This is a genomic window from Mesorhizobium sp. M4A.F.Ca.ET.022.05.2.1 (assembly GCF_003998845.1).
GTDB lineage: Bacteria > Pseudomonadota > Alphaproteobacteria > Rhizobiales > Rhizobiaceae > Mesorhizobium.
Genome location: NZ_RZOJ01000019.1, coordinates 18603 through 33996, shown reverse-complemented (window position 1 = coordinate 33996; position 15394 = coordinate 18603). Strand labels below are relative to the sequence as shown.

Annotated in this window: 10 protein-coding genes and 1 pseudogene; 6 read left to right on the top strand and 5 right to left on the bottom strand. The window is 65.1% G+C overall.

Annotated elements, in window-relative coordinates; genetic code table 11:
- The first annotated feature begins 164 nt into the window (after positions 1-164).
- Positions 165-1739 carry an alkaline phosphatase gene (locus EN745_RS04380; RefSeq protein WP_127420616.1) on the top strand — a complete coding sequence of 525 codons (1575 nt, stop codon included), beginning with the start codon at positions 165-167 and terminating at the stop codon, positions 1737-1739.
- A 170-nt stretch (positions 1740-1909) separates the two neighbouring features.
- Here the strand turns inward: EN745_RS04380 and EN745_RS04375 are convergent, their stop codons facing one another.
- Positions 1910-2188 carry a hypothetical protein gene (locus EN745_RS04375; RefSeq protein ID WP_127420615.1) on the bottom strand — a complete coding sequence of 93 codons (279 nt, stop codon included), beginning with the start codon at positions 2186-2188 and terminating at the stop codon, positions 1910-1912.
- A gap of 201 nt (positions 2189-2389) precedes the next feature.
- Between EN745_RS04375 and typA the strand changes: the two genes are divergently transcribed.
- On the top strand, positions 2390-4219 hold the full coding sequence (gene typA, locus EN745_RS04370; protein WP_126057573.1) for a translational GTPase TypA: 1830 nt from the start codon (positions 2390-2392) through the stop codon (positions 4217-4219).
- Positions 4220-4275: 56 nt separating this feature from the next.
- Here the strand turns inward: typA and EN745_RS04365 are convergent, their stop codons facing one another.
- Positions 4276-4902 carry a DUF1062 domain-containing protein gene (locus EN745_RS04365; RefSeq protein WP_127420614.1) on the bottom strand — a complete coding sequence of 209 codons (627 nt, stop codon included), beginning with the start codon at positions 4900-4902 and terminating at the stop codon, positions 4276-4278.
- Positions 4903-5319: 417 nt separating this feature from the next.
- On the opposite strand from EN745_RS04365, the pseudogene EN745_RS04360 reads away from it, so the two are divergent.
- A pseudogene (locus EN745_RS04360) lies at positions 5320-5933 on the top strand (LysE family translocator).
- 4 nt (positions 5934-5937) lie between these two features.
- On the opposite strand, the gene EN745_RS04355 reads toward EN745_RS04360, so the two are convergent.
- Both EN745_RS04355 and EN745_RS04350 read right to left on the bottom strand, forming a co-directional pair.
- Positions 5938-6261, bottom strand: a complete 324-nt coding sequence (locus EN745_RS04355) for a YciI family protein (RefSeq protein WP_126057576.1) — start codon at positions 6259-6261, stop codon at positions 5938-5940.
- Positions 6262-6409: 148 nt separating this feature from the next.
- Positions 6410-6997, bottom strand: a complete 588-nt coding sequence (locus EN745_RS04350) for a peroxidase-related enzyme (RefSeq protein ID WP_127406666.1) — start codon at positions 6995-6997, stop codon at positions 6410-6412.
- Between the two features lie 139 nt (positions 6998-7136).
- Here EN745_RS04350 and EN745_RS04345 point away from each other — a divergent pair, with 139 nt between their 5' ends.
- Genes EN745_RS04345 through EN745_RS04335 form a run of 3 tightly spaced genes read left to right on the top strand, consistent with a single transcriptional unit; the run spans position 7137 to position 13616 of the window.
- Positions 7137-11936: an NAD-glutamate dehydrogenase gene (locus EN745_RS04345; RefSeq protein ID WP_127420613.1), complete on the top strand. Its 4800-nt coding sequence runs from the start codon at positions 7137-7139 to the stop codon at positions 11934-11936.
- 14 nt (positions 11937-11950) lie between these two features.
- Complete coding sequence (locus EN745_RS04340; protein ID WP_189362951.1) at positions 11951-12187, top strand: hypothetical protein; 237 nt, start codon at positions 11951-11953, stop codon at positions 12185-12187.
- A 49-nt stretch (positions 12188-12236) separates the two neighbouring features.
- Positions 12237-13616, top strand: coding sequence for an MFS transporter (locus tag EN745_RS04335; RefSeq protein WP_127420612.1), 1380 nt, complete (start codon positions 12237-12239; stop codon positions 13614-13616).
- A 152-nt stretch (positions 13617-13768) separates the two neighbouring features.
- Here the strand turns inward: EN745_RS04335 and purH are convergent, their stop codons facing one another.
- Positions 13769-15385: a bifunctional phosphoribosylaminoimidazolecarboxamide formyltransferase/IMP cyclohydrolase gene (purH, locus tag EN745_RS04330; protein ID WP_126057580.1), complete on the bottom strand. Its 1617-nt coding sequence runs from the start codon at positions 15383-15385 to the stop codon at positions 13769-13771.
- Positions 15386-15394: the final 9 nt, after the last annotated feature.

Sequence of the window (15394 nt, the reverse complement as noted above, 5' to 3'; positions counted from 1 at the left end):
CCCCTCATCCGTCTCGGCGCTATCGCGCCGATCCACCTTCTCCCCCGGGGGGAGAAGGTAAAGACACCTGTTGGTTGTCAGAAAAACTTCATGGTTCCGAGATGCGCCTGAAACATTGAGGCGGGAGCTTGGCGGTCCCGTTCAATGCCATCCCGGAGACAGCCATGAACAAGATCTCGATGACCCGCCGCGCCTTCGTCACCTCGGCGAGCGCGTTCGGCCTGGTCGGCGCCTCGGGCCTCGCGCTGCCCTATTATTCGCGCGCCAGCCAGCGTCCGGCCTTCACCCATGGCGTCCAGTCGGGCGACGTCGATGCTGGAAGCGGCATGGTGTGGACGCGCACGGACCGCCCGGCGCGGGTGATGTTCGAAGTCTCGTCGACGGAGAGCTTCGCCAACGCGACCAGGCTCGCGCCGCTCGATACGTCGCCGGCCAGCGACTACACGGTGAAGCGGCTGCTCACCGATCTCGCCGCCGACCAGGACATCTTCTACCGCATGACGGCCGCCGATCTCGCCGACGTCAACGCCGTCTCCGAGCCGATCGTCGGCCGGTTCCGCACTGCGCCGGCCTCCAAGCGCGACATTCGCTTCGCCTGGTCGGGCGACACCGCCGGCCAGGGCTGGGGCATCGACGAGACCGGCATGAAGACCTACGCCACCATCGGTAAGCACACGCCCGATTTCTTCCTGCACTCCGGCGACACGATCTATGCCGACGGCGTGATGAAGGATGAGGTCGACCTGCCCGGCGGCGGCAAATGGAAGAACGCCGTGCTGATCGACGAGAAGCGCAAGGTGGCGCAGACGCTCGACGAATACCGGGCGCAGTGGAAATACAACATGATGGACAAGAACGTGCTGGGCCTCTCCGCCATCTGCCCGACCTTCTACCAGTGGGACGACCACGAGGTCGTCAACAATTGGTCGGATTCGAAGGACCTCAGCAGTGACGACCGCTATTCGGAAAAATCCATCCATGTGCTGGCGGCGCGCGCGGCGCGCGCCTTCCACGAGATGACGACGATCCGCTATGAGCCGGCCGAGCCCGGCCGCGTCTACCGCAAGATCGCCTACGGGCCGCTGCTCGACGTGTTCTTCCTGGACATGCGCTCCTATCGCGGCCCGAACGGCCCGGACATGCAGGACACGATGACGCCGGAATCGCGCATGCTGGGCGAGCAGCAGACCAAGTGGCTGAAACGCGAGCTGACCAATTCAAGGGCGACCTGGAAGATCATCGCCGCCGACATGCCGCTTGGCCTCGTCGTCTGGAACGACGGCACCAAGAAAGTGGGCGCAGAGGCCGTCAGCAACGGCGACAACGGCCTGCCCAAAGGGCGCGAACTCGAGATCGCCGACCTGCTGCGCTACATCAAGAATGCCGGCATCAGCAACACGGTGTGGCTGACGGCCGACGTCCACTACACGGCCGCGCACTACTACAACCCCGACAAGGCGCAGTTCCAGGACTTCAATCCGTTCTGGGAATTCGTCTCAGGCCCGATCCATGCCGGCACGTTCGGGCCCAACGATTTCGACATGACCTTCGGACCGGAGCTGAAGTTCATCAAGGCGCCGACCGCCGAGCAGGGCCAGAACCTGCCGCCGTCGGCCGGCCTGCAGTTCTTCGGCCTGGTCGACATCTCAGGCGCCACCGAGCAGCTGACGGTGCGGCTGATGGATCGCGACGACAATGAGCTCTACAAGGTGACGCTCGATCCGGTGCGCTCGGCTTAGGAGACTGTTGGAAATTCTACTCCGGCGGCCATCTGCTGGCGTTTTCTGCGCTTCCGGTGCTCACGGACCCAAATTGTCCGCTCCGCTCCGGTTCTCGAAACCACCACCATATGACTCGCCGGAGCGAATTTCGAAACAGCCTCCAGGAGGACGACCGCGACCGCTGGCCGTCAGTCCGGATAGCAGACAGCGGGAATCTTCGGCCAAACGGCGCTGTCGCAGCCGGCATCCTTCTGTCGCTGCTTGAAAGCGGCGCTGACGGGGCCGGTCACCACCGGGTCGACGCCATCGGGGGCGTCGGCGAACATCTGCTCGGCCGTCTGCGTATCGGCGGGCAAAGCCGGATTTCCCTTGAGCGTCGCGGCGGACTGCGCCCCGCCAACCGCCAGCAGAACGGCAAGCGTTGCCCATGCCACGGTTGGACGCAATCTGGTGAGTTGATCGGTCATGGGAATCGAACTGCCTGGACCCCGAAAGGTTCCGCCCTGGTGAATTGATACATTTGACGCAAAGACGCTTAACAATTGGTAACCACATATTTGGGTACGAGCCTCCCCTTTCGCAAATGCGAAAAACCCTGTATGAGCCGCGCAACCGAAAAAGGCGGCGCCTCTGGGCCTGCTGCCCGCAACGCTCCCGAGACCAGACACATGAACCTCCGCAATATCGCGATCATCGCGCACGTCGACCATGGAAAAACCACCCTCGTCGACCAGCTCTTGAAACAGTCCGGCGCCTTCCGCGACAACCAGCGCGTCGCCGAGCGCGCCATGGATTCCAACGACCTCGAAAAGGAACGCGGCATCACCATCCTGGCCAAGGCGACTTCGGTCGACTGGCATGGCACCCGCATCAACATCGTCGACACGCCCGGCCACGCCGATTTCGGCGGCGAGGTCGAGCGCATCCTGTCTATGGTGGATTCGGCGATCGTGCTGGTCGATGCCGCCGAAGGGCCGATGCCGCAGACCAAGTTCGTCGTCGGCAAGGCGCTCAAGGTCGGCCTGAAGCCGATCGTCGTCATCAACAAGATCGATCGCCCGGACGCCCGCCACGTCGAGGTGGTCAACGAGGTGTTCGATCTCTTCGCCGCGCTCGACGCCACCGACGAGCAGCTCGACTTCCCGATCCTGTACGGTTCGGGCCGCGACGGCTGGGTCTCGGAAAACCCCGAAGGCCCGAAGGATCAGGGCCTGGCGCCGCTGTTCGATCTCGTCGTCAAGCACGTGCCGGCGCCGACGGTGCATCCCGGCCCGTTCCGCATGATCGGCACCATCCTGGAAGCCAATCCCTTCCTCGGCCGCATCATCACCGGCCGCATCGAGTCGGGCTCGCTGAAGGCCAATCAGGCGGTCAAGGTGCTGCACCATGACGGCACCCAGATCGAGACCGGCCGTGTCTCCAAGATTCTCGCCTTCCGCGGCCTCGAGCGCCAGCCGATCGAAGAAGCCCAGGCGGGCGACATCGTCGCCATCGCCGGCCTGTCGAAGGGCACCGTCGCCGACACGTTCTGCGACCCGACGGTGACCGAGCCGCTGCATGCGCAGCCGATCGATCCGCCGACGGTGACCATGTCCTTCCTCGTCAATGACAGCCCGCTCGCCGGCACCGAGGGCGACAAGGTGACCAGCCGCGTCATCCGCGACCGCCTGCTGCGCGAGGCCGAGGGAAATGTCGCGCTGAAGATCGAGGAATCGCCGGAAAAGGATTCCTTCTTCGTCTCCGGCCGTGGCGAATTGCAGCTTGCAGTGCTGATCGAGACGATGCGCCGCGAAGGCTTCGAGATCGCCGTGTCGCGGCCGCGCGTCGTCATGCAGAAGGGCGAGAACGGCGAGCTGCTGGAGCCGGTCGAGGAGGTCGTCATCGACGTCGACGAGGAGCATGCCGGCGTCGTCGTGCAGAAGATGTCGGAGCGCAAGGCCGAGATGGTCGAGCTGCGCCCGTCCGGCGGCAACCGCCAGCGCCTGGTCTTCCATGCCCCGACACGCGGCCTGATCGGCTACCAGTCGGAGCTCTTGACCGACACGCGCGGCACCGCCGTGATGAACCGGCTGTTCCATGCCTATGAGCCCTACAAGGGCGAACTGCCCGGCCGCACCAATGGCGTGCTGATCTCCAACGAGCAGGGCGAGTCGGTCGCCTATGCGATGTGGAACCTGGAAGACCGCGGCCCGATGGTCATCGATCCCGGCGTCAGGGTCTATCAGGGCATGATCATCGGCATCCACAGCCGCGACAACGACCTCGAGGTCAATGTCTTGAAAGGCAAGAAGCTCACCAACATCCGCGCCGCCGGCAAGGACGAGGCGGTGAAGCTGACCCCGCCGATCCGCATGACGCTGGAGCGCGCGCTGGCCTGGATCCAGGACGACGAGCTGGTCGAGGTAACGCCGAAGACGATCCGGCTGCGCAAGCTCTATCTCGACCCGAACGAACGTAAGCGTTTCGAGAAGTCGGCCAAGGCGGTCGGCGCGGCGTAAGGTCTTCGCCTGAGCAATCATCGAGGGAGGGAGCACTGCTCCCTCCCTTTTTCGTTTCACGCGCCGGCTGCGGCGACGATGGTGTCGCGATCCGGTTCGTCGCTCAGATCGATACGGATGGCCATGCCGTCGTGCGGCGGCCTGCGCAGCGCCCTGGCGCCATCAAGCTCGACGCAAAGCTGCCGCCGCTCCTCCCAGGCCTGAAGCCGCGAGCGCGAGACGCCGAGTTCGCCAGCCAGCAACCGGTCGAGCCGCAAGGGCACAGGCATTTCCAGAGTGAGCCGCAGGTCCAGCACGGTCGTATGTTCCGGCCGGCGTTCCAGCACATACCTTTCAATGGCGACGTCTGGGAACTCCTCGATGCGTCTGACGTGGCTCCTCAGTACGGCGGCATCGAAGGCATGACGCCGGGCCAGCGCCGGGTCGTTGCTTTCGAGTGCCGCGAGTAGCGCCGGCTCGATGTCGCGGCGGTTGCGGCGCTCGAAGATGGCGAAATTCCAGGAATTGTCGCAGTCGACGCAGCGGTAGATCAGCCAGGCGTCGATGCGCTTGCCGTTGGCGTTGACGCGGAACTTGCCGCTCGATCGATACGGCCTGAGGCCGCGGCAGCGATTGCAGTTGATGAGAGGTCGAGGCGCGATTTCGGGCGCGATCGCCCAGCGGATACGCAAAAGTCCGGACATGCCGAAAGCCCTTCCCGTCGGGAAGTTCGCCAGGTCGGCGATGTCGAGTTGCCCGGGCGGGCACGGCGTGGCTGGAGAGCTGCGGCTTTAAGGAAATCAGGCGTCGCGCAGCGCGCGACAGGTTCAGCAATGCCAAACCGGTCTCGAACCGCCGCCTGAGGAACACATGAAATGATCGGGACTCCGCAACTGCAGCGCCCTGTGTTTTCAGGAGAGTTGACGAGACCGGCGGTTACTGAGGCAAAGTGAAGCTCGAAATGAATGTCGGGGCGGCTCTTCTAGCCGCGGCCGACGGGAACGGCAAGGCGGCAATTGTCGAGATCGGCGCCCCGCCCGACTGAAGCGATTGCTTGTTCTTTGCCAATGCTGCCGTTGCTGGCTAGATTGGCGGCCAAACCTCGATCGGAGATTTTGGCCATGCATATCACCTCGCTGCTGATCTTCGCTGCCGCGCTTTTCGTGGCCGCCGGTTCACCCGGCCCGTCGATCGCCGCCCTTGTCGCAAGGGTGATCGCGAAGGGTTTTCGCGACGTGTTCCCATTCCTGCTCGCCATGTGGATCGGCGAGGGCATCTGGCTGTCGCTGGCAGTGTTCGGGCTGGCCGTGGTGGCGCAGACCTTTCTCTCGCCTTCGTCGCCGTGAAATGGGCGGGCGTCGCCTATCTCGCCTATCTGGCGTGGAAGATGTGGACCGCACCCGTCGAGGCAAAGGAAGGCGAGATGCCGCGCGAGGATTCGCCGGCAAAACTGTTCTTCGCCGGCATGGCGGTGACATTAGGCAACCCCAAGATCATGATGTTCTACCTGGCGCTGCTGCCGACTATCATCGATCTCGCCTCGGTCAGCGTCGTCGGCTGGATGGAGCTGACGGCGACCATGGCGGTGGTCCTGGTCGCCATCGATCTTGCCTGGGTGCTCGCCGCCGCGCAGGCGCGCAAGCTTCTGAAGAGCAAGCGGGCGATGAAGATCGCCAACCGCGTCAGCGCCACCACCATGGCAGGGGCCGCCGCGGCCATCGCTGCCCGTTCCTGAACGGCTACATCATCTCGATGATAGGCGCGATCTCGACGCTGAAGGCGGGATTCATCAGGATCGGGCAATCCTTGGCTTTGGCGACGGCATCGTCGATATCCCTGGCTTCGACGACGGTGTAGCCGGCGGTCGGATTGCTGCCGCCATTGTTCTCGACCTTGCCGCTGGGCAGCACCGTTTTCGACATGCCGACCGGATTGCCGCCGTCGACCACGGCCGAGCCGAGCTTGCCGTACCAGCCGTTCCAGGCATCCATCGCCGCCTTCCGCTCGGCTTCGTCGGTCGGCATCTTGCCGGAGCCGTGATAGACATAGAGAAACTTCGCCATGTTCTCCTCCCTTGATCGGCGGCAGCGAACCGGCATGCGGCCGTGCCGCTAGCGACATGCGGCTATGCCGCAATCGTTGATCATCGGACCAAAACAGCGAAGAAGCAATGCGAATGCGCGATGCCAATAACTGAGGTGACCAGCCCGGCTATCTTGCCATGGCGTGGTATTCATCGTTCGGTCGCATGTCGACGGCCGCGGCCACGCGGTTCGACATGTTGAAGAAGGCGGCGGTCGAGGCGATGTCCCAGATGTCGCGGTCGGAAAAGCCGGCCTTGCGCAAGGCGGCGCGGTCCGCCTCGATGATCTTCGCCGGTTCCTCCGTCAGCTTGACGGCGAATTCGAGCATCGCGGTCTGCTTGGGTGAGAGGTCGGCGGCGCGGAAATTCATCGCCATCATCTCGCCGAGGGAAGGATCGCCCGAAAGCTGGCGCACCGCCGCGCCATGCGCGGTCAGGCAATAGTAGCAATGGTTGATCGAGGAGACGACGACGGCGATCATCTCGCGCTCCAGCTTCGACAGGCCGGACTCGCCCAGCATCAAATCGTTGTACATGTCGGTGAAGGCGCGCAGCTTCTTCTCGTCGAAGGCATAGGCTTTCAGCACATTGGGCACCAGGCCGAGCTTTTCCTCGCATTTGACGAAATAGGCTTTCGTCGCCTCGCTGAGTTCAGCCTGGGCGAGGTCGAGCGCGGTGATCTTGCCGGTGGTTTTGGCGGTCTTCCTGGCGCTCATTGGGCTCGTCCTTCTCATTCGCTGCCGATTTGCGATCAAAATCCCGAAGAATCTTTGCAAGCCGTCAAACCTTTGTCGCCAAATGGCGGTCATCTGCTACCATAATCGCAAAAGCATGTGACGGGAGGGACTTCGCATCATGGCCAGCCTCAAAACCGCAAGCCAGCCGAAAAAGACGGTTCCAGCAAAGGGAGGCGCGGCGAAGGGCGGCGAGAGACCAGGCCGGCTTGCCGACTACCTTCTGGCTCGCGCGCCGGCGGAAGACGTCGCTGCCTATGAGGTCGCCGACCTCGAGCGCGCCGCCGACCTCGCCGGCCGCGCCATCGCCAGGCACAAGAAGGGCGACTCGATCGTCGCCATCGACACCGAGTCCGGCGTGGCGCGCCAGGGCCGGCCGGTGACGGTGATCACCGTCGTCAACGACAACATGCCGTTCCTGTTCGATTCCATCCTCGGTGAGATCACCGAGACCGCCGGCGAGCCGTTGCTGGTCACCCATCCCGTCGTCGCCGTCAGGCACGGCAAGGGCGGCGTGGAGGAGATCCTCGGCGATGGCGGATACGCCAAGGGCGACGGCAGCCACGACCGGCTGAGCGTCGTGCATGTCCACATCGGGCGCCTTTCCGCCGAACTGGCCGACGCGCTGGCCGGGCATTTGAAGAAGCTGCTGGTCCAGGTGCGCGCCGCCGTCACCGACTGGAAACCGATGCTTGCCCGCCTCGATCAGGCGATCTCGGAATTCCGCTACGCGCCGGTGCCGCTCGACAAGGCGCATGTCACCGAGGCGATTGCCTTCCTCGAATGGCTGCGCGACGACAATTTCACCTTCCTCGGCATGCGCGAGTTCAAATACACCGGCGGCGAAAAGAGCGGCACGCTGGAGCGCGCCGACAAGCCAGGGCTCGGCATCCTCTCCGACCCGGATGTTCTGGTGCTGAGGCGTGGCACCGAAGCGGTGACGACGACGCCCGAAATCCGCGCCTTCCTGCATGGGCCGGAGCCACTGATCGTCACCAAGGCCAACGCCAAGTCTGCGGTGCACCGGCGCATCTATCTCGACTACATCGGCGTCAAGACCTACACCGCCAAGGGCACGCTTTCCGGCGAATTGCGCATCGTCGGCCTGTTCACCTCGACCGCCTACACGCGCTCGGTGATGAAGATCCCCTATCTGCGTTCCAAGGCCGAGACCGTCATCGCCAAGTCCGGCTTCAATCCGAACGACCATTCCGGCAAGGCGCTGATCAACGTGCTGGAAAGCTACCCGCGCGACGAGCTGTTCCAGGTCCCGGTGCCGATCTTGAGGAAGCATGCCGAGGCGATCCTCGGCCTGATCGAGCGGCCGCGCGTCAGGGCACTGGTGCGCGTCGACCAGTTCGACCGTTTCGTCTCGATCCTCGTCTTCGTGCCGCGCGACCGCTACGACAGCGTCGCGCGCGAGAAGATCGGCACCTACCTCAAGACCGTCTTCGCGGGCCGGCTGTCGGCCTACTATCCGGCCTTCCCCGAGGGCGGGCTGGCGCGCGTCCACTTCATCATCGGCCGCTCCGGCGGCAAGACGCCGAAGGTCGAGCAGGCAACGATCGAGGCGGCGATCCGCGACATCGTGCGCACCTGGGACGATGCGCTGCGCGAGACCGCGGCCGAAACCGGCACGGAGAGAGCGCTGACGGCAATCGCAGCGCGCTTCTCCGAAAGCTACCGCGACAGCTTCTCTCCGGCGGTGGCACTGGCCGATGCCGGGCGCATCGCCAAAATCAGCGCGGCCAATCCGATAGCCATCGACTACAACCGCCACGCCGACCAGAAGCCGAATCAGGCGGCGCTGAAGATCTATCACCACGGCAGCCCGGTGGCGCTGTCGCGGCGGGTGCCGGTTCTGGAGAACATCGGCTTCCGCGTCATCAGCGAGCGCACATTCGAGGTCGGCGAGGACCCGTCCAGCATGGTCTTCATCCACGACATGGAGCTGGAGAACAGCTACGGTAAGCCGATCGACCTTTCCGGCGGCGGCGGGCTGTTCGAGGATGCGTTCCTGTCGGTCTGGCGCGGCGACGTCGACAATGACGGCTACAATGGCCTTGCCCAGACGGCCGGCCTGTGGTCGGGCGAGATCACCATCCTGCGCGCCTATGGGCGCTACCTGCAGCAGGCCGGCATTCCGCAGAGCCAGGATTTCATCGCAGCCGCGCTCAACCGCTATCCCGACATCGCGCGCGGCCTGCATGCGCTGTTCGTCGCCCGCCTCGGGCCGGCGGCCGAAACGGAAGGCGTGGTGGCGGCCAAGCATCTCAAGGCCAAGATCAAGGATGCGCTGGAGGAGGTACCCAATATCGATGACGACACCATCATCCGCCGCTACCTCAATCTAATCGAAGCTTCGCTGCGCACCAATCATTTCGTTGCCGGAACGAAGGAGCGAGGGCAGTCGCTGGCGATCAAGCTCGATTCGCAGGCGGTCGACGGCTTGCCGGCGCCGCGGCCGTGGCGCGAGATCTTCGTCTATGGTTCCGAGGTCGAGGGCGTGCATCTGCGCTTCGGCCCGGTCGCACGTGGTGGCCTGCGCTGGTCGGACCGCGCCCAGGACTACCGCACCGAGGTGCTGGGCCTGGTCAAGGCGCAACAGGTCAAGAACGCCGTTATCGTGCCGGTCGGCGCCAAGGGCGGTTTCTATCCGAAGCGTCTGCCCGTCGGCGGCAGCCGCGACGCCATCTTCGAGGCCGGCACCTCGGCCTACAAAAACTATGTCTCCAGCCTTTTGTCGATCACTGACAATATCGGCATAGACGGCGTCATCCCGCCGGCCGGCGTAGTCCGGCGCGATCCTGACGATCCCTATTTCGTCGTCGCCGCCGACAAGGGCACGGCGACCTTCTCCGACACCGCCAACGCGATCTCCGAGAAGCACGGCTTCTGGCTGGACGATGCCTTCGCCAGCGGCGGCTCGGCCGGCTACGACCACAAGAAGATGGGCATCACCGCCAAAGGCGCCTGGGAAGCGGTCAAGCGGCACTTCCGCGAGATGAACCGCGACATCCAGACCTCGCCCTTCACCGTCGTCGGCGTCGGCGACATGTCGGGCGACGTGTTCGGCAATGGGATGCTGTTGTCGCCGCAGACGCGGCTGATCGCCGCCTTCGACCATCGCGATATCTTCATCGATCCCGATCCGGATATGGCGGCGTCGATGGCCGAGCGGGAGCGCATGTTCGCGCTGCCACGCTCGTCCTGGCAGGACTACGACAAGTCGAAACTGTCGGAAGGCGGCGTCATCGTCTCGCGCAATCAGAAGTCGATCACGCTGCCACCGGCGCCCGCCGCCGCGATCGGGCTTGGCAAGACCACCGCGACGCCAGTCGAGATCATGAATGCCATCCTCAAGGCGCCTGTTGACCTGCTGTGGTTCGGCGGCATCGGCACCTATCTCAGGGCTTCGACCGAAACCAACGCCGATGTCGGCGACCGCGCCAACGACGCCATCCGCGTCACCGCGCTCGACGTGCGCGCCAAAGTCATCGGCGAGGGCGCCAATCTCGGCGTCACGCAGCGGGCACGCATCGAATTCGGGCTTGCCGGCGGCCGCTGTAATTCCGACGCCATCGACAATTCCGCCGGCGTCAACTGCTCCGACGTCGAGGTCAACATCAAGATCGCGCTGGCATCGGCCATGCGCAAAGGCCAGCTAGCCCGGCCGGCGCGCAACAAATTGCTCTCGGAGATGACCGGCGAGGTCGGCGAGCTGGTGCTGTCCAACAACTACCAGCAGACGCTGGCGCTCTCGATCGCCCGCAAGCGTGGGCTGGCCGACATCGCGCATCAGAGCCGCTTCATGACGGCGCTGGAGGCGCGCGGTCTGCTCAACCGTGCGGTCGAGACGCTGCCGTCCCCGGCGGCCCTTGCCGAGCGCGAGGCGCGTGGCGAGCCGTTGACCCGGGCCGAACTCGGCGTGCTGCTCGCCTATGCCAAGATCGTGCTGTTCTCCGACATCGTCGCCAGCGACGTGCCTGACGATCCGCATTTCGAGCGCGATCTGCTTGGCTATTTCCCGGACCGGATGGCGAAGAAATACGCCGCCGAGATCGACGGCCACCGGCTGCGCCGCGAGATCATCGCTCGCGTGGTCGCCAACGACCTCGTCAATCGCGGCGGTCCGTCCTTCCTCAACCGGCTGCAGGAGGCCACCGGACGCACCGCCGCCGACGTGGTGCGCACCTTTGCCGTGGTGCGCGACGGCTTCGCGCTGCCGGCGCTCTATCGCGAGATCGACGCGCTCGACAACCAGATCGACGGCCAGGTGCAGCTCGATCTCTATCAGGCAGTTAGCCGGCTCATCTTCATGACCAGCGGCTGGTACCTGAAGAACGACGCCGGCACCGCGCCGCTCGGCCAGCGCATCGCCGAGCTGCAGGAGGCACGCAAGGCGTTGGAGCCGAAGCTCGCCTCGCTGTTGCCGGCATATTCGCGCGAGCGGATCGAGGAGCGGCGGCATGGGTTGTTCAAGGCCGGGGCACCGGAGAGGCTTGCCGGACAGCTGGCGCTCGCCGATGTCGGGGAACTGATCCCGGATATCGCGCTGACGGCGCGCACCGCCAATGCCGATATCGTCGCCGCGGCGAAGGCCTTCTTCGCCGTCAGCGACGCCTTCCGCATTCCGCGCATCGAGGAAGCGACGCGCGCGATCTCGCCGCCGGACTATTACGACCAGCTGGCGCTTTCACGCGCGGCCGACACGATCGGCGCCGCCCGGCGCGGCATCGCGGTTGCGGCGCTGACCGCCCATGCCAAGGCGGCCGACCCGGTGACGGCCTGGCTGGAGGCCGGCGGCGAACGCGTCGCGCGCATCCGCGAGCGGCTGCAGGCGCTGACCGAGGGCGGCGACATCACTGTGTCGAGGCTGTCGGTGGCATCCGGGCTGATGAGCGATCTGACGGGGATGTAGGCTGAGCAGGGTGGTTGAGGCCGCTTTATCTGTTCCACCTGAAGGTCGTGTTGCCGCTTGTCGAAAGGACCTTGCTCAACGGCGCGCAGGATTTCTCGATGATCGGCACCTCCTCGACCAATTTCGGCGACGCTTCCGCCGTGGCGGAAATGTTGAGGGCCGAGGGGCTCGAGGTCGAGTTCAAGCGCTTCTTCTTCGGCTGCGCGACAGCCGTCGCGGGCAGGAAGCCGGCCGCATTTGCACCGTCATGAAAAACATGCAGACATGGCGCCCGACGCGGGGCGGGCCGAGGGAATCAGCATGGCGGCAATAGAGACAGTGCAGCGGGCGTCGGGGCGCGGCATCTGGGGCTGGATGTTCTTCGACTGGGCGGCGCAGCCGTTCTTCACCGTCGTCACCACCTTCATCTTCGGGCCTTACTTCGCCTCGCGCATGGTCAGCGATCCGGTGATGGGCCAGGCCGCCTGGGCCTGGGGCATCGCCGCCGCCGGACTGGTCATCGCCGTGCTGTCGCCGATACTGGGCTCGATCGCCGACCAGACCGGGCCGCGCAAGCCGTGGATCGCCTTCTTCGCGACGATCAAGATCACCAGCCTGACGCTGCTGTGGCTTGCCGCCCCCGGCTCGAACGTCTTCCTGATCGTGCTGCTGTTCTCGCTGGCCTCGGTGGCGGCGGAGTTCTCCACTGTTTTCAATGATTCGATGATGCCGCGCCTGGTGCCGAAGAGCGAGATCGGCCGCGTCTCCAATATCGCCTGGGGGCTGGGCTATCTCGGCGGCATGATCGCGCTTATCTTCGTCATCCTGTTCATGGCCGGCAATCCCGAAACCGGCAAGACGATCATCGGCCTCGACCCGATCCTCGGGCTTGATCCGAAGCTTGGCGAGGATGCCCGCGCCACGGGGCCGATGTCGGCCGGCTGGTATTTCCTGTTCATCCTGCCGATGTTCTTCTTCACCCCCGATGCCGCCAAAGGCATCCCGATCGGACCGGCCGTGCGCCAGGGTTTGTCCGAGCTGAGGTCGACCCTGGCCGAGGCGCGCAAGCGCGTCGGCATCTTCCGCTTCCTCGTCGCCCGCATGATCTATCAGGACGGCGTCAATGCGCTGCTGACGCAGGGCGGCGTGTTCGCGGCGGCGATGTTCGGCTGGTCGATCACCGAGATCGGCATCTTCGGCATCATCCTCAATGTCGTCGCCATTTTCGGCTGCTGGATCGCCGCCCGCCTCGACACCGCGCTCGGTTCCAAGGCGGTGGTGATGATCGCGCTGGTGATGCTGACAGTGGCCACCGCCGGCATCGTCTCGACGGGCCCGGGTTTCACGCTGCTCGGCCTGATCCAGCTTTCCACCGTCGATTCCGGCGGCCTGTTCGGCACTGCGGCCGAGAAGGCCTACATCCTCTACGGGTTGTTGATCGGGCTTGCCTTCGGCCCGGTGCAGGCATCGTCGCGCTCCTACATGGCGCGCAGCGTCACGGCCGCCGAATCCGGCCGCTATTTCGGCATCTACGCCTTGTCGGGCCGGGCGACTAGCTTCCTGGCGCCGTTCCTGCTGGCGACGATCAGCTGGGCCACCGACTCGGCCCGGCTCGGCATGGCGGTCATTATCCTGTTCCTCGGCATCGGCATAGCGATCCTGATCAGGACGCCGTATCCGGCGGATCAGCCGGTGGAGTGAGAGACATTCGATAATTCTACTCCGCTGGCCGCCTGACGCGGCTTTCTGCGCTTCCGGTGCTCACGGACTCGAATGTCCGCTCCGCTTCGGTTCTCGAAAACCACGCCATCCGACTCAGCGGAGCGAATTCTCAAACGTCTCTCTGCCGAAAACTAATGCCGGAAATGCCTGACGCCGGTGAACACCATGGCGATGCCGTGCGCGTCGGCGGCGGCGATCACTTCGTCGTCGCGCATCGAGCCGCCCGGCTGGATGACGGCGGTGGCGCCGGCTTCGATCGCCGACAGCAGGCCGTCGGCGAAAGGGAAGAACGCGTCCGAAGCGACCACCGAACCCTTGGTCAACGGCTGCGACAGGCCCGCGGCTTCCGCCGCATCAAGTGCCTTGCGGGCGGCAATGCGCGAGGAATCGACACGGCTCATCTGGCCGGCGCCGATGCCGACCGTGGCGCCGTCCCTGACATAGACGATCGCGTTCGACTTGACGTGCTTGGCGACACGGAAGGCGAACTTCAGGTCGGCCATCTCGGCCGGCGTCGGCGCGCGCTTGGTCACCACCTTCAGTTCGAGATCGTCGACCACCGCATTGTCGCGGCCCTGGACGAGCAGTCCGCCGGAGACCGATTTCACCGTGGTACCGGCGGCGCGCGGATCGGGCAGGCCGCCGGTGACCAAAAGGCGCAGGTTCTTCTTGGCGGCGACAATCGCTGCCGCGTGCTCGGACGCGTCGGGCGCGATGATGACCTCGGTGAAGGTCTTGACGATCTCCTCCGCCGCTTCGGCGTCGAGGATGCGGTTCATGGCGACGATGCCGCCGAAGGCCGAGACCGGGTCGCAGGCGAGCGCCTTGGCGTAGGCCACCTTCAGCGAGGTCGCTTCGGCGACACCGCAGGGGTTGGCGTGCTTGATGATGGCGACGGCGGCTGTGGCGGCAGGATCGAACTCGCCGACCAGCTCGAAGGCGGCGTCGGTGTCGTTGATGTTGTTGTAGGAGAGCTGCTTGCCCTGCAACTGACGCGCTGTGGCGACCCCCGGCCGCTTGTCGCCATTGAGGTACAAGCCGGCGCCCTGGTGCGGGTTCTCGCCATAGCGCATCACCTGATCAAGCCTGCCGCCGAAGGCGCGCCAGGTCGGATGCTCGATCTCCAGCGCTTCGGCGAACCAGCCGGAAATCGCGGCGTCGTAGCTGGCGGTGCGGGCGAAGGCCTTGGCCGCCAGCTTCTTGCGGAAATCCAGCGACAGCGAGCCGATATTCATCTCCAGCGCGTTGAGCACCGCCGCATAGTCTTCGGGATCGGTAACGATGGCGACATAGGCGTGGTTCTTGGCCGAGGCGCGGATCATCGCCGGTCCGCCGATGTCGATGTTCTCGACGATCGAGGCGTAGCCGGCGCCGGAACGGCGCACCTCCTCGAACGGATAGAGGTTGGAAACGACGAGGTCGATCGGCTCGATATGATGGTCGCGCATCGCCTTCGAATGCTCAGGGTCGTCGCGCACGCCGAGCAGCGCGCCATGCACCGAGGGATGCAGCGTCTTGACGCGGCCGTCCATGATCTCGGGAAAGCCGGTCAGTTCGGAGACGTCACGCACCGCCATGCCGGCGTCGGCGATCGCCTTGGCCGTGCCGCCGGTCGAAACCAGCTCGACACCGGCGGCGGCGAGCGCCTTGGCGAAGTCGATCAGGCCGGTCTTGTCGAAGACGGACAGCAGCGCGCGGCGCACGGGAACGAGGTCGGGCGCGGGAATGTTCTTGGCGGCGACGGCCATGGGCTGGCG

Bases quoted from the DNA above. Each gene is read 5' to 3' on its own strand.
- EN745_RS04380 (WP_127420616.1), top strand. From the start codon at position 165: ATGAACAAGATCTCGATGACCCGCCGCGCCTTCGTCACCTCGGCGAGC.
- EN745_RS04375 (WP_127420615.1), bottom strand. From the start codon at position 2,188: ATGACCGATCAACTCACCAGATTGCGTCCAACCGTGGCATGGGCAACG.
- typA (WP_126057573.1), top strand. From the start codon at position 2,390: ATGAACCTCCGCAATATCGCGATCATCGCGCACGTCGACCATGGAAAA.
- EN745_RS04365 (WP_127420614.1), bottom strand. From the start codon at position 4,902: ATGTCCGGACTTTTGCGTATCCGCTGGGCGATCGCGCCCGAAATCGCG.
- EN745_RS04355 (WP_126057576.1), bottom strand. From the start codon at position 6,261: ATGGCGAAGTTTCTCTATGTCTATCACGGCTCCGGCAAGATGCCGACC.
- EN745_RS04350 (WP_127406666.1), bottom strand. From the start codon at position 6,997: ATGAGCGCCAGGAAGACCGCCAAAACCACCGGCAAGATCACCGCGCTC.
- EN745_RS04345 (WP_127420613.1), top strand. From the start codon at position 7,137: ATGGCCAGCCTCAAAACCGCAAGCCAGCCGAAAAAGACGGTTCCAGCA.
- EN745_RS04335 (WP_127420612.1), top strand. From the start codon at position 12,237: ATGGCGGCAATAGAGACAGTGCAGCGGGCGTCGGGGCGCGGCATCTGG.
- purH (WP_126057580.1), bottom strand. From the start codon at position 15,385: ATGGCCGTCGCCGCCAAGAACATTCCCGCGCCCGACCTCGTTCCCGTG.